Genomic DNA, 25,605 nt, shown 5'->3' on the forward strand with positions numbered 1-25,605 from the left:
ATGGAAACCTTGTTGGTCCTCACTTATACGGCGTTGTGTTATGGTGTCTTCAAACTGTTCAAAATCAAGCTGACAGGCTACACGGTCGGGACGGCCTTGCTCGGCGGGGTTGCCATGCTGGGCCTGCTGATGCTGGTGATGAACTACAACCATCCTTATACAAAAGTTGCGCAGACAGCTGTTGCGACCACACCGATTATACCCGATGTGCGCGGACATGTTGTGGATGTGCCGGTTGTTCCCAACAAATTCCTTAAGAAAGGCGATGTTCTCTTTCGCATTGACCCGATCCCGTTTGAACTGGAGGTCCAGCGTCTGGAAGCATTGGTCAGCAGTGCCCTGACCCAGGATGAGCAGCTGGACGCGGAGCTGGTGGAAGCAAAAGCTGCAACAGCGCAAGCTGCGGCAGAACTTGAAGCCGCAAAATCCGAGCTTGGGCAACAGGTTCGCGAAACCGTGGATCAGGCCAATGCCGTGGTTGAAAGAGTGGCCTCAGAACTGGCCCTGGCACAGATTGACCTTGAGCGGGATACGGAATTGCTGGCGCGCGGTGTCATTCCGCGCAAGCGTCTTGATGATACAAAACAACGGGTCGCCGGGCTGGAGGCCGAACTCAGGCAGGCCGAAGCACAGGAACGACAAGCTACCGAGAAACTCGGATCCAGTGGCGATCTTTTGCTATCGGTGCAGGAAAAATACCGCCGGGCGGAAGCACAGGAGCGGGCCGTACAGCTGGCATTTGACTCAGAGAGCGGCGGGTTGAACCCGGTGGTGCGCCAGCGGCAGGCGGAACTAGAGGAAAAACGGTGGGAATTGTCCAGAACTGTCGTCCGGGCGCCGACGGATGGCCTGGTTACGCAGCTGCTTCTCAGGCCGGGCATGATGGCCGTACCGTTGCCTTTGGCACCAAGCATGCTGTTTATCCATGCGGAAAAACCGAGACTGGTGGCTATGTTCCAGCAAAATTATTTGCAGCGGCTGGAAATAGGGAACAAGGCCGAAGTCATATTTCCGGCGCTACCGGGAGAAATTTTCGAGGGCAGGATCGTTGACGTTTTACCCGTGCTCGCCTCTGGTGCCCTGCAGACCGGTGGAAAATTGATAAGCGTGGCAAGTGGTCCGCCGGATCGGGCGCCGGTGATCATTGAACTGGATACGGATATGCCCGATATCAATCTACCGGCAGGCTCTGTCGCGGAGGTTGCCATTATCACCGAGCATTTTCACCATGTTGCCATTATCCGGCAAATATTGCTGCGGATGAAAAGCTGGCAGAACTATATCTTCTCGGAAGGACATTAAGTCGGCCTTCAAAGGCATATCGCCCTTACCCGGCCATTGTGCGGATATCTTCGAGGACGGTTTTAACCTCGTCCTGCAGCATGCCGGAAAATTCCGAGAGTTCGTTGACGGCGGTGAGCAACTCGGTCGCCGAGGCGCCGGAGGCGGAGGCCATGGTCGAGACATCGGTGACGCTTTGCGACACCTCGATGGTCCGCGACGAGGCTTTCTGCACATTCTCCGTGATTTCCTGGGTTGCCTTGCCCTGATCGCTGACCGTATTGGATATGGTCTGGATGGTCTCGTAAATCCGGTTGATCATGGTCTCGATGCTGTTGACCGCGTCAACGGCGTCGCCGGTGGCGGTTTGCATTTCATCGATCTGACGGGTGATATCTTCCGTGGCGCGGGTGGTCTGGGTCGCCAAACCCTTGACTTCAGAGGCGACAACCGCAAAGCCCTTGCCGGCATCCCCGGCGCGGGCGGCTTCGATGGTCGCATTCAGGGCAAGAAGATTGGTCTGGTTGGCAATGTCATTGATCAGGTGAATAACCTGACTGATTTCCGTGGCCGTAGCCGCAAGCTTGCCGACAACCTTGTCGGTGTTACTGGCGACTTTCATGGTTTCTTCAAACAGGTCGGTGGAGACGGTGACCTGGCGGCCGATCTCAAGCTGCGATACAGACAGTTCTTCCGTGGCAGAGGCCACGCCGCTGACATTTCCGGCGGCATTTTCCGCAGCATCGGCAATGGATGTTGAATGGCGGTCCGTATCGGCGGCACTGTCCACCATGGAGGAGGCCTTGTCTTTCATATGCTCGGCTGATTCAGAGATTTGCAGGGCCACGGTATTGACAGTGGATTCCAGTTTCTGGGCCACATTGGTCAGCAGGTTGCGGCGATCTTCCGCAGCAGCTTTGGCGTCGGCCGCCTGTCGTTGCTGCTCTTCTTCCAGCCGGTTTGCCTCTTCGCGGCGGCGCTCTTCCGAACGGACCTGTTTTTCCTGCTCTTCGCGCAAATGCTCTTCTTCAAGGGCCTTGACCTTGAGGGCGTTTTCCTTGAACACCTGAACGGCGCGGGACATGTCACCGACGTCATCGCCGCGATCGGTACCCTCGATTTCCACATCATGCCGACCGGCGGCAAGCTGGCTCATGGCGGATGTCAGGCTATTGAGCGGACGCCCGATAAAACGGTTCAGCAGAAACCCGGTGACGAGCAATACCATCAGCAGAACACCGGCGCCGAGCATCAGTTGCTGACGCAGATTACCGGCCAGCTGGGCGTTCAGGACATCCAGGCTCCAGGCAACGGCGACATAGCCCACAAGTGCCCCCTTCTTCGACAGAACAGGGGCGACAATAAGCTGGTGCTCCGCGGTTGTTTCCGAATAAGGGGCGTTGTCGGTGATATTTGATTTATTATCCGTAAAAAAAGCAGTCGCACCGGCCGCTGACAATGTTTCAGACTGGTAATCTGTGACAGGTTCCCCGCTGTTGTCAAAGGTCAGGAATTCTGCAAGGCTGCTGTTTTCCGCGGTTGTCATATCCGCATAAACTTCCGCAATCTTGTCGGTTTTTTTCCATTTCAATGCTCCGGCGAGCTGCTCGGCCATCAGTTCGGTAATTGTCAGGTTATTGCTGGTTGCAAGGCTCTCGATATTCTGGCGCTGGCTTTGCAGTCCGAAATAGGAGAGGAGGGTGATGCTTGCGGTCATTGTTACAAGCACCACCAGAAGTATTTTCCGGCTCACGGTAAATTTGGACCCGGTTTTAACACCGGATGTTTCGAGACTATCGGTCTTCTTCATTTTTAAATCCATTGACAGTTGTTACTGGTATTACATGTGAGCAGGGAGGTTGGATGCTTATTCAAGCATTTCAACATTGATGCCAACGGTGACTGCGCCAATGGCGACATTGGTTTCCGGGTCAACAATGGTGACACTGACCTGTGATTGGTAGGTTTGTGATGAATCGTCAAATTCCACGTCATCAATCAAAAGACCGTCAGGACCGGCAGCATAGGTTTTTTTCCATTTGCCTTCATCGCCTTGCCAGAAATCCGAGGTCACATCACTCTGCCCGACATTCAGGCCCTTTTTGTCCATGACGAAAATCTCGGTAATGGTGCCTTGCGACTCTTCTTTCACGCCTTTCAGAAATGTTGACGTGTCATTGGCCAGAACCTTGTCGATCATCGGGCTGGCGCCGCCTTTGGTTTCGGCCCGCCATTTCTTGTCCATGCTGTCAATGTCGCTCTGGCTGAGATTTTCAGATGTCTTGTTCTGGTCCTTGATTGCGGCAACAACGGCTGGGTCCTGGGCCCAGACGCGGATTTGCTCATCCGCCAGTCCCTTCAGGGCGGCTTCATATTCGTTGGCGGCAACGGTGCTTGAGAAAAAACCAACAGCGGCGGCAGTTGTCAGGGAAATTAGAAAATTGCGGTTCATCGATACTCTCCGGTACTTATTATTCTACGGTTCAGAAAATTTTGATTTTTTCTGTGGCATCCATAACTAGAGTCAATTTGTGTAGAATTCGTAAATTGCTGACAGGTTTTGCGAAAATGGTCGATGAAAGCAGGTCGTTTTTGGTTATCCGAGGGTGAAGGGAGTGTGCAGGACGCGGGTCAAATCGTCCAATTTCAGGCCTTGCGCATCGCCGGGACAGGTACCGGCCGTGCCGGACGGCTTTGTTGTTTTGCAGATGATAAACCGGCCTGTAATGCGGCGGTGGGAAACCGCCGCATAACTATATAGTGCAAAAATGACCTGGCGTGATTGACATCATTCTGTTCAGGGCACGGCGGTCACCGCCCCTTTATTCCACATGCAGTACGGCCATATTGCAGGTCGGTCGCATGCTGATGGGATCAATACTGTCAGCCGGTTTAACCAGGCCGCCGATTTCATATATTCTGCGTCCACGATGTCCTCTGTAAAGGGGGGTGTCGGGATCTCTTAAATGCCAAAGCTTGATGGCAAGGCAATATTTTATCCCCTTCGTCGTACTATGCTGAGTGACGTAGAAAACCAGTGCCTCATTCAGTTTCAAATGCCGCTTTTTCCCGTTGATATTAACCCTCTTGCCAGGATCAAAGCGCCGGCCGTGATAGTGGGCCTCAATTGTCTCGAATTTGCCTGCCAGCTTTTTTTGAATTTTTCCGCCCCAGTTTTTGCCGGTGATCAAGGGCTCTTTGCCAATGAGCTTCCATAAGGCATCGTCGAAACTTTGCAAAATAGCGGTTTCTTTTTGCAGGCCTTTAAGGAAATTTCCGGCTTCATACAAGACGGTGTCGCAGGCCAGGCATTTGTCGTTTATTTCAGCCAAAACCCATTTATCTGCTTCGGTCTCCGCGCCCATGATTTTCCGTTGTTCCGCGGCCCTGGCCTGCAGTAAATCTAGATCCTTTTGTCGTTTGTTATCAACGGTAAGGTTTGCCAATCTATCATTTGTTTCCGTGAGCTCTTCCAAACGACGATTTATGCCCGTCAAGACGCCAATGGAAACCATTATCTCCTGTCCCGTGGCTTGAACAGCTTTGGGGTCCGGTTTGGATGTGGATGACTTTACGTATTTCTTCTTCCTTTTCTTTTTTGGAGAAGAATAAACCCTGTCTGGATCGAACTTTCGCTTTACTTTTTTTTGGGGTGTCGGCTTGTCAGATCCTTTTTCCTTCTTTTTCTTCTCAATCGGCTCATTATCATCATTGTCGAACTCATCATCAGGATGCTGCTTGCTTTTCATCTCCGCCTTGGTTTGTTCAGCAATTATGTCCTGGGAGAGAGCATGCTCTTCCAGGTTTTCTTCAAACAATGTGTCGGCTTGCGCTGAAACCTGGAGGAGGTTGTCTAAAACATTGGACTCTGTTTTTTCTTCCTCATCGTCATTATCATCATCATCCTTGTAATCCTTCTTGTCCTCGGCCGTCAATTCAAGGTTTTTTTGTCTTTCCGAGAGAATTTCGAATAACTTTTCTGCAGTTAGATTGTTGTTGGTGAGATAAATATGAACGCTATCTGACTGATCTTTATCTTCTTCTGTTTGATCGACGAAGAGTTTGTTATAAAACTTGACGGTGTTGTCGTAATCACTGCCGAAAAAGCAGTTTAATTTTATCGCCGCAATTACCGATGGCAAAAGTTCTTTCGCGCCTCTTGCATTTTTTCTTTTTATCAGTTGGTTCTGGATCCGGTCTTTTTCCTCAGGGTATTTCATTTTATCTTTCAGGACAAAGGTCCGGCGGAGCAATTCAGCATCTGTTTTTCTCAGGATAATGTCTCTTTGTCCAACCCTGGTCGGATTTTGTATCAAAAAAGTAGTGGCAGTGACACAATGTGGATAAATTTGTGGATCCAGGTATTTTTCCAAAAATTCATTCCTCTGCGCTGCTGTCAAACCGTAGGTAAGGCAGGAAAAATACGTTTTAAGACTGGTAATTTCACTCTTGGGTATGGAAAAAATGGTATCAACACCTGATTCCTTAATACTGCTATCGACTTTTACGCTGATATTATGCATGTGCGCCGCATAGTCCAGAGCTGAGAGCTTTGCAGTCTTATCGTCCTTAAAAAAATCCCCCATGTAATCTTCGTAATCACTAAGGCTCTTGAAGCATTGTATCATACGGATCAGCTCACAATGGTATCGGGTGAAGCTTTCAAGATTCCTGGTTGGGATGGTGAAGTCATATTTGAGAATGACGTCTCGAACCTTGGTTCTAAAGTCCTTGGTCGGAAAATACTGTCGGACGGTCGTCTTGACGATTTTCTTTCGGGTATCCTTTTCCGCTTTGTCGATAGATTGTCTATAGATATATAATTGTGCCAAATATTCAAAATGTTCTTGCGGGTAATCCAGGGCAATTATTTCCGCGCCCGGATTTAAAAATTCCTTGGACAAGCTCTTTGTTTGTTCCAAGAGCCGTAATTTGATGTCCTCATTGTTGTTCAGGAATGTAAACATCGACGTAATGACGCTCTTTTTCCTGGCTTTTATTGCGGTGCCGAACTTCTCTCTTTGCGGGTTTACGGTGCAAACATTAAGTACTTCATTTAAATTTTTTAATATAGTAAACATATTATTCTCCTGAAATAGTATAAATATTTACTAATTGTGGATCTAAGATGTAATTAACTCTATATTTATATAAATATTTAAAATAAAAGGGTGTTTAATAGATAGATAGGAGTTTTAATGCTATTTATATTGTCATTATTTATTTGTTTTTATTTATGTTGCTTTTGTTTTGAAATGGCAGCGGAGGCCCGCCGCTTGGTCTTGGGGGTTTCGGCCCAATCTTTTTTTTGGCTATCCGAGGGTGAGGGGGGTGTGCAGGACGCGGGTTAAATCCTCCAGCTCCACGTCAGGAGCGGCTTGCAGAAATTCCGGCCGGGCGAGCAGATACCATGAATGGGTTATTTCCGGCGGCGCCAGACTGACGATGGCAACCTCGCCACGTTTATGGGCGGCGCGCACCGTTGAGGCCGGCTGGATGCTGACCCCCAGTCCGGCAGCGACAAGATCGATGATGGCGCCCAGCGACTGGATCTGCGCCACATGACCCGGCCGGGTGCCGGCGGGGCCGAAAAAGGCGTCCAGCTCGAACCCCGATTGCGGTGTCAGGGAATGGGCGAAATAGACGGTGTCCTCGAAGCTCTCCGCATCCAGGTAACTGGCATGGGCCTGGGGCTGGTCCGGCGGGACAATGGCAACCAGCGGATCCTCACAGATAAAGCGTTGGGCGATCGCAGATTTGGCGGGGGCGGCATGATCCAGGGTCAGGGCCAGATCCGCCTGGTTATGACTGAGGCTGAGGGCGGTGGCGCCGCTCTCGATATAAATCAGGTCCAGCAAATGCGGGCTTGGCAGATCGCGGAGATAATGCGCCATGTCCGCCACCCAGGCCAGTCCATCCTGGGGGCCATAGGCAATGCGCAATCGCCGCTGACGACCATGACTATATTCCTGCGCCCGGGCTTCGGCATTCTTCAAAAGCGGGCCGACAATCCCGGCGGCTTCGGCCAGTTTTTCACCGGCAGCCGTCAGAACGAGCAGGCGGCCGTTCATTTCCACCAGCTGAATTCCAAGGCGCCGCTCTGCTTCCCGGATCTGGTGGCTGGCGGCGGATTGGGTGATGCCATTTTGTTTCGCTGCGGCCGTCAAGCCGCCCGTCTCACGAATGGCCAGCAGTAATTGGTAATGGCGCCAGTCAATTTTCAACATATGAAAATTTCTAATGTGTTAGGCCGAAAATATCAATTTGTTTCATGTAATGTTGCCGCCTACATTGTCTTCGATTTCAGATCAGGAGATATGTATGCCTCTTCTTGCGACGCCGTTGGCGTTTCCCGACATCCACCCCGATGGTTTCCCGGCCTTGCCCAGCGAACCGCCTTTCGATCCGGCCCGGCATCTGGCACTGGAAATGCCCGAGACGATTGTCAGTCTTGGGGAACTTGGATATTCCGCGGCGGAACAGGCCGCCTGTCCTAGCATGTTGGGGATTACATCCGCTTTTCGGATCCTCAGCGAAGAAGGGGTTGCCTGCCTGCAGGAGGTGGCCCGTAACCTTGCGCCTTATGCCCGAAAAATCGAACGGATTTCGCGCATGGTACGCGGCGGCGTCTATCAGTCGAAATTCCTGCGGGATTTCTGCTGCTCTGCCGATGTTGCCGACTTGATCTCCCGGATCAGTGGGGCACCGCAATTTCCCCATAGCATTCCCCATCAGCTGGGCCATCTCAACTATAATCCGCAGACCGTCGGCGAGAATGTGGATAAATGGCATGTGGACACCCTGCGCCTGGACTATGTCCTGTTTGTCACCGATCCCAATCTTATTGAGGGCGGGGAATTCGACTATTTCCAGGGCACCAAAGGCGAACTTGAACAGCTGAAAATTACCGGCCAGCCGGTCCCGGCGGCGCGGGTCAAATCGCCCGCGGTGCCCGGCGCCGGTTATGCGGTCCTGCAACAGGGCAATATGGTGGTCCACCGGGCCCGCGCACTCCACAGTGCCGGCGAGCGCATCACCCTGGTCAATGGCTATGTTCCGGCAGATTTGTCGATCGAGGACTTCACCCGCTTTGACCAGCTCTATCTGGCGGACCCGGAGCATATCGCCGCCAGCGAATATGCCCGGCATATTGCCTGGTGGGGGCAGCAGTTGCTGACCTCGCAGATCAATGATCCAGCGTTCACAGCCGATCGTTCGCAGATTGCCCGCCGGCTTGAACAGGTTTCCAGATTGCTGGGGGACGCGGCCGGCCAAATCCGAACCGCGGAAACTGCGCGTATGGAGCATTTTGGCGACCAGTGACGGTCGGCTCAGGCGGCTTTTTCCCGGTCTAGTTTAGGCAGGGCGACCGTGACGGTTGTCCCCTGGTTCAGTTCGCTTTCTATGGACAGCCGACCTTGTTGCGCATCAAGCAGCGATTTGACAATGGACAGCCCCAGCCCGACCCCCTCGTCGGCAATTAGCGGGGTGTGTTGACCCTTTACAAAGGGTTCCGTAATGGTCGTCAGATGCTCCGGCGCGATCCCCTGGCCGGTATCAGAAACCGTAACGACAACCGTGTCTTTTGTTGTTGTGGCGGACAGGGTTATCCGGTCCCCCGGCCGAGTAAATTTGATGGCATTGGTCAGCAGGTTGAGGAAGATTTGCTTGATTGCCGTCTCGTCGACAAAAACAGGCGGCAGAGGCGAGTTGGCCTCCAATTCAAGATATACATGCCCGCTGATGGCGCGGGCTTTAACCGATTTGACGCATTCGCTCAGGATACCCGACAGATCCAATGGCTCGAGCACAAGATCGCGCTTGCCAAGTTCAATGGCTGATATGTCCAGAACCTCGTCAATTAACGCCAGCAGATGCTGTCCTGAACTATGGATATCCTTCGAGTATTCCACATATTTCTGGTTACCGATTTTGCCAAAATATTCTCCGATCATGATATCGCTAAATCCGATAATGGCATTTAGCGGAGTGCGTAATTCATGGCTCATGGTTGCCAGGAATTTCGATTTGGAGTGGTTGGCTTCCTCGGACTTGATCAGAGCCTGCCGAAGGTTCTTCTCGGTTTTCTTGGCGGCCCGCATATCCGTGTTGATCCCGCCGATGGCGATGATCGACCCATCATCATCGAGGATGGGAAATTTTTGCAGCAGGGTCGGCACCCTGGATCCGTCTTTAAACGGGCTGATAATTTCCTTCTCTATTGGCTGACCCGTGGTCAGAACCGCATGTTCTTCCATATTGACAAGATTTGCATGGTCCGGCGGGAACAGTTGGTTCACATGTTTGCCAACGATATTTTCACGCTCGGGATTAAACCATTTATGCCAGACCTCATTGGCATGTAGATAATGCCCTGTGGCATCCTTGATCAGAATTGCCGACGGTGACAGTTCAATAAAGGTTCGAAAGATCGTTTCGCTTGCCCGTCGTTTTTGCTGATGGGCGAGGGCAAGAAATAGAAAATAGCCAACGGCAAGGGAGAATAAAATTCCGCCGACCAGAACAAAGTCGTCACTTGCGCTCTCTTCAGATGCAAGCAGGCTGGATGTCGGCTCGATGGTAACATCCCACTGCCGGTTGCCGACGGAAATGGACCGGGACAGGGCGTAGCGCGCGTCTGCGACGACATTGGCACTGTTATACATATCGATACCGGCATCTTTGATGATCAAATGATAATTATCGAATAGCCCGTCACCGAGCGCCGCAGTAACCAGCGGCACCGTTCGAAAGACAAGATTGATATAGCCTTTCGTCTTGCCGTTCTTGATGACCGGCACGTAGCAAACGAACCCTTTGCCCAGTTGTTTCAGGGTGATGGGCGGCGTGGTTTGTGGCTGGCCGGTTTGTTCCGCCGCCAGGAAATATTTCCGGGCTGTTGCCAGATTCTTTACAGATACGCCAACAACCGCCTCATTTCCGACAAAGGGTGTGACTGTTTCAATGACACCGTCACTGTTGATCCAGTTGATCGCCTGAAAATCCGTGAAAAGCAGATGGGCTGATGTGGCTTCGGCAATGAAACCCGCGGTGTCATTGATATAGCCATTTTCCCACTCGCGCCGCAAATGCTGGCCGACGGCCAGGCGAGAGGTAATATGGGATTGCAGCCGGGCCGTGAAATGATCGAGATTGTTACGAGTATCTGAGTTCAGGCGAATTTCCTGATCGGTACGCATATTTTGCCAGGCGATGATTACCGCAAGTATCATGCTCAGCGTAAGGATCGCCGGAACAATTTTGGCATTTTGCGACAGACTTCTGAATATTTTATCCAGCCAGCCAGATTTACTCATCTTGTACATAGCCGTAAGATACGTCTGAAAGGGCTAAGGAATTCTTAATTCCGGACAATCAAGCGAAAATTTATCCTAAAAATGCCGCCTTGGCTTAGTTGCATCAGTATCGCTGTTGAAAGATTTGCCGAATTTTCCGCAAGTAATTGTTCTGGCTCGAAAAATTATACCCATTGGTTGTTAGCCTGGTGGGGTCAAGCAGAATCCGGTAACCCAAAAAATATCATCTGCCATGTCACCAGCGGATGTAGTGGGATTTATTCCGCCCTCCAGTCGTGCCGCATACAGCTATGCGGCTGGACGTTATTCACCCGTGACTATTTGCCGAACATGCCGGATCGCCCGATCCAGTCGATGGCCCTTTGCAGGTTTTGTGGAGCGGGAGGCGTGATGCATTGCAACCGCGACTGAAAACGACGGGATGGCCTCCGGCAATATTGTGTCAGGCCCAAGATTGCTCTGATAGGCTTCCAACATAATTGCAGCGTTGGCCTTGCCATGGAAGTAAAGAACAGATCCGAGATCCCAATGTCTGTCCAGTATGGTGGCGTCACCAAAATCGATTAGGGCGGCAAGCGCGCCCTTGGCGCAGATCAGCTGCTTTTCGTGGATGTCCGAATGACAGAGAACACTGTTCCCGTCACCGACCACGGCGGCAACCTGCCGTAGATGCGCCAGTATCTGGGGTAAAATATCAGGGGCATTGGAAAGCAAAGGATGGACAAACCCATCTTCCCATGTTTGGGGAATTGGGTTTTCAAAACGCTGCATAACACCGTCCAGCGGGTCTGTTTTCTGACCCACCAAATAGGGCATGTTGACATGGGAGGGCTTGCCAAAATCCCGAACGGGCAAACTATGTAATATGGCAAGTGTTTCGCCAAGTTGCCGGCAGACGGCTTCGGAAAGGGCGCCTCGCACTGGATGCTCACCAGGAACGAACGCGTCAAGACTCCATCTTTTTCCGGTCAGTCGCAGATTGATCCCGCCTGAACTCAATATCGGCTCAGAAACACGTCCGCCTTTGGCATGAATTGTGGCCCGCACAAACTCATCAAGGTCGCTATCCACTGCACGGCTGTCAGCCTCGATAACCCGCAAGGCATATGACCGGTGCTCCGATTGAATTTTCCAGACCTTGCAGGTGGCACCCCTTGCCAGAAAATCCACATGCAGGACGGTCTCTCCCATATGAGCAAGAATTTTAGTTGCGAAGGGTCGCATCTCGGTGTCGTGCAAGGGCTGTCTCCTGCGAAAAGGCACTGAAGGTATCCCTGTTTATGCACCATCAATTCTTTGGCTGTCAAAAAGGGGGGCGCAAACATACGGTATTATCGGGAATTCTGTTCAATCCCGGCTTGGAAACCGGGCGGCAAAAGGCTCTGGTGCCAGGTTCGCGGCATTCGCCACGAAGCTCACCGTATGATAGGTTCCGCAAAGCGCAAAGATCTCCAGCTGGGTATCGGCAGTGTAGCGATGTTGAAATTCCTCAAGGTCAGGTTGTCCAATATTTCCGCGGAAACATAACTGGTCGACAACGTTCAACAGCAAGCATTCCTCAGGAGACCACAGATCCCGATTGATGCTGGATTGGCAAATATCAGCGAACTGGCCTTCCGTGAAGCCTGCTTTCTTGCCAAAGACGGCGACATGCACTCCCCATTCATACTCACAGTTCGTGTTGGCTGTGACACGCAATATTACGATCTCGCGGTCTTTAAGCCCCAGCGGGCTATTATCGTCCAGGAGATTTGGAACGCCTTTTTCAAGAAATCTCCTGCTGTTTGCAAAGGTTCGAAACAGCGCAATAATCTTCCCGTCCACGGCGGGGTAACGTGAAAGCACCTCTTCAATTTCATTGGTGAACGGCTCTTCCAAGGGCAATAACCTGTTTGTCATGAGAGACTCCTGTGCTACAAATTAAGTAGCAATTATGTGCTACATTATATGTAGCGTCAAGGGGAGTTATGTTATTGGCAAAATTACTAAGGACCCCGGTTCGCGGGTCAACGACAGGGCGGCCGATTATGGTGTTGCTCGATGTGCTCGGTCAAAGGTGGTCGCTTCGTATCCTCTGGGAACTCAGGGCAGGAAATGTCACGTTTCGTCAACTTCGCGAATTATGTGATGATGTTTCGCCAACATTGCTGAATAAACGTCTCAAGGAATTCCGTCAGTTGAAATTTGTGGAACTGGATGAGGCCGGTTTTGGCCTTACAGGTCATGGCAAAGAACTCGTCACCCATTTTTCCAAACTCGACAAATGGGCAGGGAACTGGTCTCAAGAGCTGGAGCGGGACTAGCTTTTGGACAATCCAATACTGGAAATTTGTCCGATCTGCCACTTTTGGCACCACATATGGTTGCCGTAAAACCTGCGGGAATGTGTGACCTAATTCCCGCTAACCGCTGCACTGGTTAAGAGATACATTTTTGGGTTGATTTAAAGTCGGAATAGTTTGTACTATTCCAAAAGAGATTGATATATATTTGAGAGAATATCTTGACAGCTTAATTCCCTTATAGTAGTGCTTCTGTTCCCCCAAAAGCTCGCAAGATGATGTATCTTGCGAATTTTTGTGACAGAAGGCTGCAAGGTACCTTGCGGCCTTCTGTTATTTTATTAAAGCGATTCGTGCAAATAACGAACTAAACCGTTAGTTGCGCTACATCGCGCATCTGGCGCAGGCCAACCGCCTGAACAGTTGCCAGCACGGCAACCGCAATGGCGACGAGCTCTATGAGCAATTGCCCCGGCAGCGTCAACAGGGATCCGAAGAAAATCAAAACGCCAACGCTGGCCATGACCCAGGCAATATCCGCGCCGATGATAATCTTGGCGAAGAGCGGATTGATGGGGGTGCGGGTCGCTGTCAGGGCAACATCGGCCGCGAACAGCAGTAACCCGACACCGAGTGAATATAGTATCCAGCTGGGAATTGCCGTCCAGGGGGACAGAATATCTGCAAAGACCAGGCAGGCGAGGCCGCTGGTGAGTGAAAAGGCGGCATTTATCAATAAGGAGGTCTTGAGTAAACGGGGCGATCTATCCTTCATCAAACTATCCTTTCGGTTGGGAGGAGGATGCGGGCAGCATGGGCCGATCAGGTCATGCTCTCAATTACCTCAGAGGTAATGTCTTTCCTTTTTTTTCGGCTTATACTCATTTGCAGACAGATGGAAAGGACAGGGCATGACGGCAATGGCGGCAAAACAGTCGATCTCGGAATTCGGGCAACTGCTCAAGCAATGGCGGCAGATACAAGGGTTCAGTCAGCTGGATCTGGCACTGGCCGCCAATAGCTCGGCCCGCCATGTCAGCTTTATCGAAACCGGCCGTTCCCGGCCCAGCCGGGAGATGGTTCTGCGTCTGGCCGAGGTGATGGATTTACCCTTGCGTGAAAGGAACCGGTTGCTCAATGCCTCGGGCTATACGGGGGCCTATGCGGAAACTGCGCTGGATGATGACGGCCTGTCGCAGGTGCGCCGGGCGCTCGATCATATCCTGCGCCAGCAGGAACCCTATCCGGCCGTGGTCATGAACCGTTGTTTCGATGTGTTGATGATCAATCATGCGGGCGCGAAAATGATGAATATGCTGGGTTTGCGCCTGGGTGGGGAGGCGGGGCCGCCGAACCTGCTGCGTTTGACCCTGCATGGGGATGGCTTGCGGGGCGTGATCAAGGACTGGGACCGGGTGGCCCGGCATATGATCGAACGGGCCCATCGACAGGTTCGCGGCGCCGGCGAGACTGATCCGCTGAAAAAGCTTATTGCCGAGGTGCTGGCCTATCCGGACATCCCAGACGACTGGAAACTGGAAAATCCGGCAGATGATGCGTTGCCGATCCTGCCACTGGCCTTCGAGCTGGGCGGTCATACCCTGTCCTGGATTACCACCATCGCCAGCTTCGGCACGCCGCAGGATGTCACCGCGGAAGAGATCATGGTCGAATGCATGTTTCCGGCAGACGGGGAAACAGAGGCGGCCGTTCTGGCCCTGCAGGACAGCGAAGACTGAAAAGCGGCTTAAATCTGGTCGCGAATCCACCGATCCATGCGGGTCCAGACTTTGGCGCCGGTTTGCAGATGGCTGAAATGATCCAGCTTGTCGACCCCAAGCTCTTCCGGCGACAGGGTCCAGCGGGACAGGGTGCAATTCGGCAATCGCTCGTTAAAGGCGTCGATACCGGCGGGACGGGCCAGCCAGGTATCATCGGTAAAACCGATACTGAGATGGGGTTTCTCCAATGCGGCGGCGGCGGGCGCCAGATCGCGGCCATCACTGCCCAGAAATCTGCCGGTGATGCCCCAGCGGACCCAGTCCCTGACCACGGTTTTCGCCGACGGTTTCCCCCAGCCCACATATTGCCCGGGCAAATAGCCAAAGATTTTCGTCAGCAGCGAAAAACCGCCAAACATGGTCAGGGAGGGGACGCCGATCTTGCGAAAGTGAAAATGGGTGGCGGTCAGGGTGATGAGGGCGGTGGCGGCGTCCGGATTTTCGGACAGGTACATTGTCGACAGATGACCTCCCAGGCTATGACCCAGCATCACTACCGGAATGCCTTCATACGTGGCGGCGATATGATCCATGACAACAGCCATATCCTGGCGGACAATGTCATCGACACTGAAATCCACGCCGCGCCGGGGCAGCGGCAGGCTTTGGCCATGACCCCGCGGATCGACGGTCAGGACGGCATGACCGGCGGCGGCAAGGGCCGAAGCCATAAACCGGTAAGGTCGGGCGTGGGCGCCCATGGCCGGCATGATCATCACGACGGAAGCCGGCGCCTGCTCTGCCGGGGGATCAAACAGGTTGACTTTAAGGGTCCAGCCATCGGCTGTCATTAATGAGAGGGGGGAGCCTTCCACGACTGTCATCGGTACGCCTCTACCTGCGGGGTTGATATAAACAACAAAAGCCGCAGTCTGGAGACCCAGAGCGGCTTTCGAAATTCTTGAAGGTCGCCCGGAGGCAACCGGCGTCAGGACTAGCCTTCGCGCTGCATCCGCTTGCGGGCCAGTTTACGGGCACGACGAATGGCTTCAGCTTTTTGGCGAGCGCGTTTTTCCGATGGCTTCTCATAAGCGCCTCGAAGTTTTAACTCACGGAAGATGCCTTCACGCTGCATCTTCTTTTTCAGCGCGCGAAGCGCTTGGTCAACATTGTTGTCACGAACAGAAACTTGCACAGCTAGCGGTGCTCCTAATCTAATATCTATCGAATACTTCTCAAGTTGGCGCGGGTTTAGCACGCCTTATCCCGAAAGAAAAGCATTATCGGTGGTTTTTTAAGGTGAATTCCTTAAAGATAGATGTTTCTATCATATATTCGTTAAGAAATCCAGTATTCGTCACAAATAGGCCTGAAACATGACAGTTCAACCAATTCTTAAAATGGGCAATCCGATCCTGCGGCGGGTGGCGGATCCCATTGAGGATCCGACCTCCAGCGAGATCCGGGCTTTGGTCGCCGATATGCGGGAAAGCCTTGATTCTGTTGGCGGTGTCGGCTTGGCTGCCCCACAAATCGGGGTTCCTTTGGCGCTGGTAATTTTTGAAGTCCCGGTGGAACGTGCCCAAGCCGCAGATGGCGAGGATGCGCAAGCAGTTGCCCCGACAGTCCTGATCAATCCGGTGATCGAGCCCCTGTCCGATGAGACGGCCCTGGACTGGGAAGGTTGCCTGTCGGTGCCGGGCCTGCGCGGTGTGGTGCCGCGACATACCCATATCCGCTATTCCGGCCTGGATCTGGACGGCAACAAGGTTTCCGTGGAAGCGGACGGCTTTCACGCCCGTGTTGTTCAGCATGAATGTGATCATTTGCACGGAATCCTGTATCCGCAACGGATGACAGATATGCGCTATCTGGTGTATGAAGAGGAGATGGAGGCGTTTATGGACAGTCTGCGCAAGCCGGCTGAAAACAGCGCCCGGAACGAGCCCGATGAAGAGAGCGCGTCATGACACCGATTGAGAAGAATTCTCCACTGCAACTCCTGGAAGCCGTGCTGCCCCATGTCCTATTCGATGGCTGGTCGCGCAAGGCAATGATCGCGGCGGCGAAAGACCTGAAAACCGATATGACGGTGTTCGATCTGACCTTTCCCGATGGCGCCATTGATATGATCACCTTGTTTATCCGCAATGCCGATGACCGAATGGAAGCCGAGCTGGAGGCGCGCGGTGTGCGGGACATGAAGATCCGTGATCGCATTACCCTTGCCATTCGTTCGCGGCTGGAACTTTACGGTCCGCAAAAAGAAGCCGTCCGCCGTGCCGTCAATATCCTGACCCTGCCGCAGAATGCCGTGCGCGCCACCAAGCTGACCGCCAATACAGTTAGCCTGATGTGGTATGCCACAGGCGATACGTCCGCCGACTTCAACTGGTATAGTAAACGGCTCACACTCTCGGCCGTGTACGGCGCGACCTTGCTCTTCTGGCTCGATGATAAATCAGAGGATCACGCCAAAACCTGGGAATTCCTGGATCGCCGCATCGAAAATATCATGCAGATCGAAACCGCCAAATGGAAACTGAAAAAATCCTTCAAGGAAAAACCGGACTTCTCCCATTTACCAAGCGCCAAACGCTTCTTCCGAAACCTGCGGATGCGGTGAGGAGGGGCCGCCTGCCCAATATTTTCGCAATTTGATTTTCTCGATTTGCTTAAAGAGTGCCCATGATCACTGCCCATATTTACATTGCCGTCAGTCTTGACGGGTTTATTGCCCGGGAGGACGGCGATCTTGATTGGCTGATGAAGCAGGCCGTGGAAGGCGAAGAGCATGGGTATGATGCGTTTATGGATACCATCGACGGCATTGTCATGGGCCGCAATAGTTACGAGAAGGTCCTTACATTCGGGGACTGGCCCTATAAAAAACCGGTCGTCGTCCTCAGCCGATCAATGTCGCCTGCCGATATTCCAGCAGAACTGGCGGATCGGGTGAGCGTATCTAGCAAAACACCGGAAGGGGTGTTGACGGAGTTGGCGGAAATTGGTTGGCGGTCGGTTTATGTGGATGGAGGGCAGATTATACAGGCTTTCTTGCGGGCGGGCCTGGTGAAGGACATGCTACTCACCCGAATACCCATCCTGCTCGGCACCGGCATTCCTCTTTTCGGACCTCTCGAGCAGGACATAGATCTCCATCATATGGAAACGGTACCTTATCCCTCCGGGTTGGTGAGCTCTAAATATGAGATACTCAAGAAAACATAAAAGGAAATAAGAATGAGTGAAAAGCTCTATTACGATGATATCAAGGTAGGAGATATCTTTACCGGCAACAGCTTGGTTCTGGATCGGGCGCGCATGCTTGAATTCGCTGCCGAATTTGATGATCAACCCATGCATCTGGACGCAGACGCCGCTAAAGCCATGGGGTTCAAGGATGTGATCGCTTGTGGGGCCTATACTTTTTCATTGAGTTCGGGGGCCTCGACAAAAATCTGGCAGGAATGGCATTTCCTCCCGAGCGGCCTGGGGATCGAGGTCAGCTTTATGTTGCCGCTTTTTGCCGGCGACGTTCTTACAGGGGAAATGGAGATTACCTCCAAACGCCTCAGCAGCAAACCGGGCAAGGGCTGGCTCGCTAACTGCTTTACCCTGCGCAATCAGGACGGTAAAGTGGCCTTGATTACGAAATCCAACAGTTTGCTGCTGACGCGATCTTAGACATCCTATTGCAGCTTTTATCGGAGCAAAGAAATGGCGTGGGTCTATTTGGGTATCGCGGGCTTGTTCGAGTGTTGCTGGGCCATTGGCCTTAAATATACAGAAGGCTTCAGCAAGCCGGTTCCCTCAATTCTGACGGTGGCGGCAATGGGCATCAGTTTCTGGTTGCTGGCCCTTGCCATGAAGACTATTCCCGTCGGGACAGCATATGCTATCTGGACCGGAATTGGCGCGGTTGGTGTGGCCATTCTGGGTATGTTTTTGTTCAATGAAAGCCGGGATATCCTGCGGATTTTATGCCTGTTGCTCATCGTTTGCGGAATTGTCGGCTTGAAACTGGTGTCTTCCTCGCCGGCCGCCAGTTGATGCGGCCACCGGCAATCAATATGATCAAGGTCAAACAGCAGATGGGAGAGGCTGTCCAGCTGCAGCGTCAAGGGCTTACAGATGCCGCAGCCGAGGCTTATCGAAAAGTGCTGAAAATCGATAGCTCCATCGCACCGGCCCATTACAATCTGGCCCTTATGCTGAAAAATCAGGGAAAATCCTCTGCGGCGGACAAGGCCTTTAAGGCCGCGCTGAAATGCGATCCGGACTATGCGCTGGCCTATAGTGCCTACGCCCGATTTCTGGGCGAGCGAGGTCGCGGACGTGAGGCCGTTCAGTGCCTGTCAAAAGCAGCGCAGCTTCAAGAATATCCTGCTGTGACACTGCAGGAGCTTGCCGATCAAATAGAATTTGCCGGTCAGACAGATCTTGGCAATGCGGGGGATAAGGCACTGGTGCTCTGTCTTGGCCGAACTGATGTGGCCAGTGATGGCATGATCCTCAATATTCTGGCGCGATTGCGTCGCCAGCCGATTTTGAAAAAGCTATTGATGCCGGGAATATCGAATAGCGATCTTGATACCTTCTTGAAAGATGAAAAGAATTTACGGAAATTTTCCAAGGTGTTTTCCGAGCCGGTAATTGCAGCATGCCTCGCCCAGATTATTTTGCCGGATCCTGAAATTGAACAATTGGTATCCGTTTGTTGCGGTTCTGCCGGGTTGCTATCCATACTGGATGATGAGGGGCTGGCAATTTTGGCATTGCAGCGGGATCTAACGGAATATATCCGGGATGTTCCGCTGGTTGAATTGGGGGAAGAGGGTTTGCGCGGCGCGCTTTTGGAAGCCCTGCAAGCGCCGCTTGAACCGGCGAAGGCAGCAATCCTTTTACAAGAGCACCAAGCGGTTTTGGAAAACCGCCCCTGGACGCGGGAGCTGCTTGTGCGGCAAGGAATTCAAAAGCAACGGGAGCAGGAGCTTGCAGCCGGTTTCGCCGGGACTTCGGTTGTCCGTGATAAAATATCTCAAGCGGTACAGGCGCAGTATGAAGAAAGCCCCTATCCAAGATGGAGAGGGTTGCGTCACGGAGGCGATGTCACGTTGCCAGCCCTGGTAAAAAGGCTGTTTCCCCGTATCGGCCAAAAACCCGTTGCGACAAAACCAAATATATTGATCGCCGGGTGCGGTACGGGACGGCATGCCTTGCGGACAGCAATTCGTGTGCAAGATGCCAATTTGACAGCGCTGGATTTAAGCACCATGTCCCTTGCCTATGGCGCCCGGCAAGCGGAAGAGATGGGCATTGAACAGATCACTTTCCGGCAAGCCGATATCGCGGCCCTGCCAAAAGATCTTGGCCAATTCGATCTGATCGAATGTTGCGGTGTGTTGCATCATATGGCGGATCCGGTTGGTGCCTGGGCGGGATTGCTCGCGCATCTGGCGCATAACGGCGTGATGAAAATTGCCCTCTATAGTGAGCAGGCCCGGCAGGATGTGGTGGCGGTTCATGAGATGGTTGCAGATCACAAAAAACTCACCCTTGCCGACATAAGAGGCCTTCGTCAGGAAATACAAACGTTGGAGCTGGAACATCCAGCTTCAGCGGTTTCTCGCGAGCTGGATTTCTACAGCTTGAGCGGCTGCCGAGATTTCCTTTTCCATCAGCAGGAACAACGATTTGATTTGCCTAGTTTAGATAATACATTAAGCGAACTTGAGCTGGAATTTATGGGCTTTGAATTTGTTGCCTCACAGCCCTTGATAGCCTATGCACAAGCTTATCCCGAAGACCCGTCAGCACAGAATCTGGTCAATTGGGCGACCGTTGAAAAAGACAATCCTGATCTGTTTCGGGGCATGTATCAATTTTGGTGCCGCAGAAAATAGGGTGCTTGACAGGCATGGGCGGTCTGTGCATTTTATGCGCACGGGGTTTCCGCGATCTCCCCGTCAGGCCCTATGCCCAAGCATCGCGTTCCACAATGTTGTTTGGAGGAACGCTTCTATGTCTGACGAAACCCTGATTTCCCTGGAAAAACTTTGGTCCTTGATTGGGACGCCAAATTGCCCGCGTCTGATTGACGCCCGTATTGATGAGGATTTTGAGAATGATCCTCGCATGATTCCAACCGCCCTTCGCCGTTCAGGATTTGACGCCATGAACTGGGGGTCGGAATATATTCATGGGCCTGTCATTATTTATTGCGAAAAAGGCCTGAAGCTCAGCCAGGGCGCTGCGGCCTGGCTCCGTCATCTGGGATGTTCCGCAGAGTCCCTTGCGGGAGGTTTCGTTGCCTGGCGGGAGGCGGGACTGCCACTGGTGCCCGCGGTCACGCTGCCGAAACCGGATGTTCAGGGGCGCACGGTCTGGGTGACCAGAAGCCGGCCGAAGATTGATCGTATCGCCTGCCCATGGCTGATCCGGCGGTTCGTTGATCCGGAGGCAGTGTTTTTGTTTGTGGCCCCCTCAGAAGTGTTGAATGTCGCTGATCGTTTTGGGGTCACGCCCTTTGATGTGGAAGAGGTTTATTGGAGCCATCGGGAAGAAAAATGTACCTTTGATACCATGATTGAAGAGTTTGGCCTGACAACAGATCCCTTGTTGCGGCTGGCGGAAATTGTGCGCGGAGCTGACACAGCGCGGCCCGAACTTGCACCGGAATCCGCAGGCCTGCTCGCGGCTTCCCTCGGAATGTCACAGTTATATGGCGACGATCTCGCGCAGCTAGAAAAAGGAATGGATCTCTATGACGCGTTTTACGCCTGGGCCCGTGATGCCGGTGATGAAACACATAACTGGCCAGCCCGCACAGGAGATGCTGCATGAGTGAGGTACAAATAGACTCAAAGCCGCAAAAAGGCGCCGACGGTCGACTTTGGCCAAGTTTTACCGAAGCATTGGGAGTTTGGGCGCGAATTGCCTTGCTGAGCTTTGGCGGACCGGCTGGACAAATTGCCGTCATGCATCGCATTCTGGTGGAGGAGAAGCGCTGGCTCGGTGAGAAGCGGTTTTTGCATGCCCTTAATTTTTGCATGTTGCTGCCGGGTCCGGAAGCCCAGCAACTGACCGTATATGTGGGCTGGCTGATGCACCGCACTTTGGGGGGATTGGTTGCCGGTATTCTGTTTGTATTGCCGGGTGTCGCGGCAATTTTGGCGCTAAGTATAATTTACGCGTTATATGGGGATGTCGGTCCGGTCAATGCCCTGTTCTTTGGGCTGAAAGCGGCGGTGCTGGCCATTGTCCTGCAGGCTGTATTTCGGATCGGGAAGCGGGCTTTGGCTAATGGCACGATGATGACGTTGGCGGCGGTATCCTTTGCCGCCATCTTCCTGTTCGATGTCCCGTTTCCGCTGATCATTCTAGTGGCTGCTGTTATCGGATTTATCGGCGGAAAAGCAGGCTGGGCCGCGTTTCAAGCTGGCGAGGGGCATGGCGCCGTGGGACATTCTTCTATCGCTGGAGAGGATACCATTCTGGGTCGCGAATCCCGTGCCGAGGCCGGGGCCGGGGCGGCAGGTGCGTTGAAAATCGGTATCGTCCTCATTGTCTTGTGGCTCGCTCCGGTCGGGGCCTTGATGCTGTTATTTGGTCCGGACAATGTGTTCACTGATATTGCTGTCTTTTTTAGCAAAATGGCGGTCGTGACCTTTGGCGGAGCCTATGCCGTGCTGGCGTATGTGGCTCAGGCAGCGGTGGATCAATATGGCTGGCTTCAACCCGGAGAGATGCTCGATGGGTTGGGAATGGCAGAGACAACGCCGGGGCCATTGATCATGGTAACTCAATTCGTCGGTTTTATGGGCGCCTTTCGGGATCCGGGCGGGTTGTCGCCCATGATCGCCGGCATTCTCGGCGGATTGCTTACAACCTGGGTGACCTTTACGCCTTGTTTCCTGTGGATTTTCATTGGGGCACCCTACATTGAAAAATTGCGGGACAATAAAGCATTGTCCGCCGCGCTTTCCACAATTACGGCAGCGGTAGTCGGGGTCATCCTGAATCTCGCCTTATGGTTCGCGTTGCATGTGGTGTTTCGCACCGTCGGGATTTTTGACGGTTTGGGCATGCATGTCTCGATGCCGGTGTTCAGTACCATCGATATTTACGCAGTTCTGCTATCCGTTGCCGCGATTATTGCCTTGTTCAAGCTGAATATGAATGTCGTGTTGTTGCTCATTATTGCCGCATTGGCCGGGTTGGGGTTATTTATGCTGGGACTGCTTGGGTAAATTCTGCAAGCAGTTATTTGTCAACTGAGTTGACAAATAACTGCTGAATGCCTATAAAGCGGCATGGACAATACACCGAAATCCGCTGCTGATACTTTGTATGAAGCAATTCAATTGACCCGCCCTTTGTTGCGGCATATCACGGCGAGCGTCGATGCGATGTCCCGCGATGCAGGTGTCAGTGTCGGTCAACGGGCGGTACTGGAAGTGATGATGCCGGACCGGCGGCTCACCGGACCCCAAATAACAGAAATCCTGCAATTGAAGCGTCAGTTTGTCGCTAGAATGCTGAGTGAGGCAAAGTTTCTTGAACTGGTGCAAACCGAGCCCAATCCGGCCCATGTGAGAGCCCATTTTTTTAAACTGACTGAAAAGGGTTTTAAGGCCATATCCCTAATCAGAGCCCGGGAAATGGCACTGGTGCAGGATTTTGCCAATCAGTTTACGGAAGCGGAAATAAGCTGTCACCACCGTATACAGTTGGGCTTGACCGACTGGTTCGCAAACCTTGGTGAGCAGAAGGAGGGAGAGGAGCCATGTGGATAATTCTTGGCACCCTTGCCTGTGCCCTTGTGGCAGGGGCTATTTACACATTGTACGGAATGCATCGGATCGGGGTTGCAACCTCAGGCGAAAAAATTGATCGCAGCCAGCGCCCCAATACCGCTTTACTGATCATCGATATGCAAAAGGATTTTACACATTTGACCGGCGAGAAGGCCTGGGACACGGAATATCTGGAAGATCGAATTGCCCTGATAAATACATTGGCGGCGGACGCAAAAAAGGCAGGGCAGCCGGTTATCACGATCCGGCAGATATTCGCGCCCGGTTATACCAGTCTTCTGGTGCGGCTTTTAGGGCAGGGACGAGGCGCTACAGGCTCCGCTGGCCTTGATCTCGATGACAGGCTGACTTTCGTCGCTGATGCAGATTTTACCAAGCATATTGGCGATGCCTTTTCGTCACCGGCACTGAACGCAATGTTGGACAGTCATCGGATCGGACATGTAAAGCTGGCTGGACTGGATGGGAATTACTGCGTCAAGAATACAGCTGAAGGCGCAGTCAATCGCGGTTATGATGTTGATGTAATCTACCCTGCCGTTCTTTCATCTTCACTTAAAACATGGGAAAAACAAAAACAGCGTCTCGCAGGGCTTGGTGTTCAGCTCAACAGTCTATAAGATCCGATTTCAATTAATAAAAATCAACAATAGGCCTGTTCAAATGATTACCCTCCACCACCTGAATGATTCCCGCTCTCAACGTATTTTATGGTTATTGGAAGAGCTGGCGCTCGACTATGAAATTGTCGCATATGAACGCGATGCAATAACGCGTTTGGCACCCCCTGAACTGAACGCCATACATCCATTGGGAAAATCACCTGTGTTGACGGATGGCGATCTTCTGATCCATGAATCCGGGGCGATTACCGAATATCTGATCCGTCAATATGGAAACGGTAAATTGGCGCCGGCCAAGGATACTGCTGAATTCGTAAAATATCAGGAATGGATGCATTACGCTGAAGGCTCGGCCATGTTGCCATTGTTGTTACGCCTCTACACCAGCCGTCTCGGTGACGCGGCTGAACCCCTGATGCCTCGCATCGACAGTGAAACTGCCAACCATTTTAGCTTTATGAATGACCAAATGGCGGGTAAGGAATTTTTTGTCGGGACTGAGCTGACGGGCGCCGATATCATGATGTCCTTTCCGTTGGAAGCCGCCAAGGCCCGAGGAGCGCTGGATCTTTTGCCACATCTTAAATCCTTTGTTGACCGGATGCAGATGCGGCCGGCATATTTAAAAGCATTGGAAAAAGGCGGTACCTATTCTTACGGTCCGGCCGCAAGCGAAGCGACGTAAACGGTTTAGGGTAAAGAGAGTATAAAGCATGCCGAAAAACCCGGAAAAGCTGACCTGGATCCGGTCCTTTGTCGACGATTTCAATCGACATGACGTGCCTATACTACTCTCTGCTGCCGTCCCTTCATTTATCCTGCGGCGAGGGGACGGTTCATCATTTAAAAACGGAGATGGCCTGAAATCCTTGTTGGAAGAATTCTTCGTCGCGGTGCCCGATGCAAAATTGACGACTAACAATGCCGTCGCATTTGATGGCCCGACCGCCCTGGTGGAATGGCAAATTACAGGAACGCATTCAGGACCTTGGCAGAATATAGCGGCAACAGGCCGGGCGATCTCATTTGTCGGTGCCGATCTTGTGACATTTGATATATCCGGTAAAATCACTCATCAGGAATCCAGAGTAGCGACGGCGGAATTTCTGGCGCAAATCGGTATCGACACCCCGTCGCCCATGAACAAAGATCAGGTCCGTGTTTTTGCCAAGGCCATGACAAAAGCCTGGTGCGACCATGATGCTGCCGGGGTCGCCAGCCTTTTCGCGGCCAAAGCCACACGGGTAATAAATGCGGGGATTCCAGCTGTTGGCCGGGCGGGTATTGAAGAGAATACTCAAAGCTTCATTACGGCTGTTCCGGATCTGGAGCTATTAATGGAGGACCTGTTCGTCCAGGATGACCTGGCAGTGTATAGCTGGACGTTGCGCGGCACCCATAGTGAAACAGGGAACAGGATTAACATCAGCGGCTTTGAAATTTGGCAGCTGGGCGCAGATGGCCTGATAGTTGATTCTCGCGGTTATTATGACAGTGCGGCATATAACCATCAGATTGCCCATGGCGCGAGCGCGCCTGACAGCTAAAATTTGGCGGATGCC

27 protein-coding genes are annotated in these 25,605 nt (G+C 52.5%); 17 read left to right on the forward strand and 10 right to left on the reverse strand.

Annotated elements, in window-relative coordinates; genetic code table 11:
* Positions 1 to 1,302: an HlyD family secretion protein gene (locus NBZ79_RS07730; protein ID WP_251937099.1), complete on the forward strand. Its 1,302-nt coding sequence runs from the start codon at positions 1 to 3 to the stop codon at positions 1,300 to 1,302.
* 25 nt (positions 1,303 to 1,327) lie between these two features.
* On the opposite strand, the gene NBZ79_RS07735 is transcribed toward NBZ79_RS07730, so the two are convergent.
* Positions 1,328 to 3,091, reverse strand: a complete 1,764-nt coding sequence (locus tag NBZ79_RS07735) for a methyl-accepting chemotaxis protein (RefSeq protein WP_251937101.1) — start codon at positions 3,089 to 3,091, stop codon at positions 1,328 to 1,330.
* Positions 3,092 to 3,148: 57 nt separating this feature from the next.
* Positions 3,149 to 3,733 carry a hypothetical protein gene (locus tag NBZ79_RS07740; protein WP_251937102.1) on the reverse strand — a complete coding sequence of 195 codons (585 nt, stop codon included), beginning with the start codon at positions 3,731 to 3,733 and terminating at the stop codon, positions 3,149 to 3,151.
* 123 nt (positions 3,734 to 3,856) lie between these two features.
* Here NBZ79_RS07740 and NBZ79_RS07745 point away from each other — a divergent pair, with 123 nt between their 5' ends.
* Positions 3,857 to 4,042 (forward strand): hypothetical protein, encoded by a 186-nt coding sequence (locus tag NBZ79_RS07745; protein WP_251937104.1) that lies wholly within the window; start codon positions 3,857 to 3,859, stop codon positions 4,040 to 4,042.
* A gap of 61 nt (positions 4,043 to 4,103) precedes the next feature.
* Here the strand turns inward: NBZ79_RS07745 and NBZ79_RS07750 are convergent, their stop codons facing one another.
* The gene (locus tag NBZ79_RS07750) at positions 4,104 to 6,362 is read right to left on the reverse strand and encodes a hypothetical protein (protein ID WP_251937106.1); all 2,259 of its coding nucleotides are present in this window, start codon (positions 6,360 to 6,362) and stop codon (positions 4,104 to 4,106) included.
* 231 nt (positions 6,363 to 6,593) lie between these two features.
* On the reverse strand, positions 6,594 to 7,448 hold the full coding sequence (locus NBZ79_RS07755) for a LysR family transcriptional regulator (protein ID WP_251937108.1): 855 nt from the start codon (positions 7,446 to 7,448) through the stop codon (positions 6,594 to 6,596).
* A gap of 154 nt (positions 7,449 to 7,602) precedes the next feature.
* On the opposite strand from NBZ79_RS07755, the gene NBZ79_RS07760 reads away from it, so the two are divergent.
* Complete coding sequence (locus NBZ79_RS07760; protein ID WP_251937109.1) at positions 7,603 to 8,604, forward strand: hypothetical protein; 1,002 nt, start codon at positions 7,603 to 7,605, stop codon at positions 8,602 to 8,604.
* An 8-nt stretch (positions 8,605 to 8,612) separates the two neighbouring features.
* Here NBZ79_RS07760 and NBZ79_RS07765 read toward each other — a convergent pair whose 3' ends face one another.
* From NBZ79_RS07765 to NBZ79_RS07775, 3 genes are all read right to left on the reverse strand, one after another.
* Positions 8,613 to 10,598, reverse strand: coding sequence for a sensor histidine kinase (locus NBZ79_RS07765; protein WP_251937110.1), 1,986 nt, complete (start codon positions 10,596 to 10,598; stop codon positions 8,613 to 8,615).
* Between the two features lie 303 nt (positions 10,599 to 10,901).
* Positions 10,902 to 11,837 (reverse strand): aminoglycoside phosphotransferase family protein, encoded by a 936-nt coding sequence (locus tag NBZ79_RS07770; RefSeq protein ID WP_251937111.1) that lies wholly within the window; start codon positions 11,835 to 11,837, stop codon positions 10,902 to 10,904.
* Positions 11,838 to 11,945: 108 nt separating this feature from the next.
* Complete coding sequence (locus NBZ79_RS07775; protein ID WP_251937112.1) at positions 11,946 to 12,497, reverse strand: carboxymuconolactone decarboxylase family protein; 552 nt, start codon at positions 12,495 to 12,497, stop codon at positions 11,946 to 11,948.
* Between the two features lie 74 nt (positions 12,498 to 12,571).
* On the opposite strand from NBZ79_RS07775, the gene NBZ79_RS07780 reads away from it, so the two are divergent.
* Complete coding sequence (locus NBZ79_RS07780; protein ID WP_251937113.1) at positions 12,572 to 12,901, forward strand: winged helix-turn-helix transcriptional regulator; 330 nt, start codon at positions 12,572 to 12,574, stop codon at positions 12,899 to 12,901.
* A gap of 346 nt (positions 12,902 to 13,247) precedes the next feature.
* Here the strand turns inward: NBZ79_RS07780 and NBZ79_RS07785 are convergent, their stop codons facing one another.
* Positions 13,248 to 13,655 (reverse strand): hypothetical protein, encoded by a 408-nt coding sequence (locus tag NBZ79_RS07785; RefSeq protein ID WP_251937115.1) that lies wholly within the window; start codon positions 13,653 to 13,655, stop codon positions 13,248 to 13,250.
* A gap of 136 nt (positions 13,656 to 13,791) precedes the next feature.
* On the opposite strand from NBZ79_RS07785, the gene NBZ79_RS07790 reads away from it, so the two are divergent.
* Complete coding sequence (locus tag NBZ79_RS07790) at positions 13,792 to 14,619, forward strand: helix-turn-helix domain-containing protein (protein WP_251937116.1); 828 nt, start codon at positions 13,792 to 13,794, stop codon at positions 14,617 to 14,619.
* 8 nt (positions 14,620 to 14,627) lie between these two features.
* Here NBZ79_RS07790 and NBZ79_RS07795 read toward each other — a convergent pair whose 3' ends face one another.
* Both NBZ79_RS07795 and rpsU read right to left on the reverse strand, forming a co-directional pair.
* Positions 14,628 to 15,485, reverse strand: a complete 858-nt coding sequence (locus NBZ79_RS07795; protein WP_251937118.1) for an alpha/beta hydrolase family protein — start codon at positions 15,483 to 15,485, stop codon at positions 14,628 to 14,630.
* Between the two features lie 110 nt (positions 15,486 to 15,595).
* Positions 15,596 to 15,796, reverse strand: coding sequence for a 30S ribosomal protein S21 (gene rpsU, locus NBZ79_RS07800; RefSeq protein WP_161316574.1), 201 nt, complete (start codon positions 15,794 to 15,796; stop codon positions 15,596 to 15,598).
* 181 nt (positions 15,797 to 15,977) lie between these two features.
* On the opposite strand from rpsU, the gene def reads away from it, so the two are divergent.
* The 12 genes from def to NBZ79_RS07860 all read left to right on the forward strand — a co-directional run bounded on the left by def (position 15,978) and on the right by NBZ79_RS07860 (position 25,590).
* A complete protein-coding gene (def, locus tag NBZ79_RS07805; protein WP_251937120.1) occupies positions 15,978 to 16,571 on the forward strand; it encodes a peptide deformylase in 594 nt (197 codons plus the stop codon).
* The gene (locus NBZ79_RS07810; protein ID WP_251937122.1) at positions 16,568 to 17,227 is read left to right on the forward strand and encodes a COQ9 family protein; all 660 of its coding nucleotides are present in this window, start codon (positions 16,568 to 16,570) and stop codon (positions 17,225 to 17,227) included. Before def ends, NBZ79_RS07810 begins: the two co-directional genes overlap by 4 nt.
* A 62-nt stretch (positions 17,228 to 17,289) precedes the next feature.
* Positions 17,290 to 17,832, forward strand: a complete 543-nt coding sequence (locus NBZ79_RS07815; protein WP_251937125.1) for a dihydrofolate reductase family protein — start codon at positions 17,290 to 17,292, stop codon at positions 17,830 to 17,832.
* A gap of 12 nt (positions 17,833 to 17,844) precedes the next feature.
* Positions 17,845 to 18,288: a MaoC/PaaZ C-terminal domain-containing protein gene (locus NBZ79_RS07820; RefSeq protein WP_251937128.1), complete on the forward strand. Its 444-nt coding sequence runs from the start codon at positions 17,845 to 17,847 to the stop codon at positions 18,286 to 18,288.
* A gap of 33 nt (positions 18,289 to 18,321) precedes the next feature.
* A complete protein-coding gene (gene sugE, locus NBZ79_RS07825; protein WP_251937131.1) occupies positions 18,322 to 18,654 on the forward strand; it encodes a quaternary ammonium compound efflux SMR transporter SugE in 333 nt (110 codons plus the stop codon).
* Positions 18,585 to 20,507, forward strand: a complete 1,923-nt coding sequence (locus NBZ79_RS07830) for a class I SAM-dependent methyltransferase (protein WP_251937133.1) — start codon at positions 18,585 to 18,587, stop codon at positions 20,505 to 20,507. The genes sugE and NBZ79_RS07830 overlap by 70 nt, the downstream gene beginning before the upstream one ends.
* Before the next feature lie 118 nt (positions 20,508 to 20,625).
* Positions 20,626 to 21,447 carry a chromate resistance protein ChrB domain-containing protein gene (locus NBZ79_RS07835; protein WP_251937135.1) on the forward strand — a complete coding sequence of 274 codons (822 nt, stop codon included), beginning with the start codon at positions 20,626 to 20,628 and terminating at the stop codon, positions 21,445 to 21,447.
* Entirely contained in the window at positions 21,444 to 22,853 is a 1,410-nt protein-coding gene (chrA, locus tag NBZ79_RS07840) for a chromate efflux transporter (RefSeq protein ID WP_251937136.1), read from the forward strand. Before NBZ79_RS07835 ends, chrA begins: the two co-directional genes overlap by 4 nt.
* Positions 22,854 to 22,916: 63 nt before the next feature.
* Positions 22,917 to 23,399, forward strand: a complete 483-nt coding sequence (locus NBZ79_RS07845; protein WP_251937137.1) for a MarR family winged helix-turn-helix transcriptional regulator — start codon at positions 22,917 to 22,919, stop codon at positions 23,397 to 23,399.
* Complete coding sequence (locus tag NBZ79_RS07850; protein ID WP_251937138.1) at positions 23,390 to 24,040, forward strand: cysteine hydrolase family protein; 651 nt, start codon at positions 23,390 to 23,392, stop codon at positions 24,038 to 24,040. The genes NBZ79_RS07845 and NBZ79_RS07850 overlap by 10 nt, the downstream gene beginning before the upstream one ends.
* Positions 24,041 to 24,083: 43 nt before the next feature.
* Positions 24,084 to 24,728, forward strand: a complete 645-nt coding sequence (locus tag NBZ79_RS07855) for a glutathione S-transferase family protein (protein ID WP_251937139.1) — start codon at positions 24,084 to 24,086, stop codon at positions 24,726 to 24,728.
* A gap of 28 nt (positions 24,729 to 24,756) precedes the next feature.
* Entirely contained in the window at positions 24,757 to 25,590 is an 834-nt protein-coding gene (locus NBZ79_RS07860; protein WP_251937140.1) for an ester cyclase, read from the forward strand.
* The last annotated feature ends 15 nt before the right edge of the window (positions 25,591 to 25,605 follow it).

This window comes from Sneathiella marina, from assembly GCF_023746535.1.
Classification (GTDB): domain Bacteria; phylum Pseudomonadota; class Alphaproteobacteria; order Sneathiellales; family Sneathiellaceae; genus Sneathiella; species Sneathiella marina.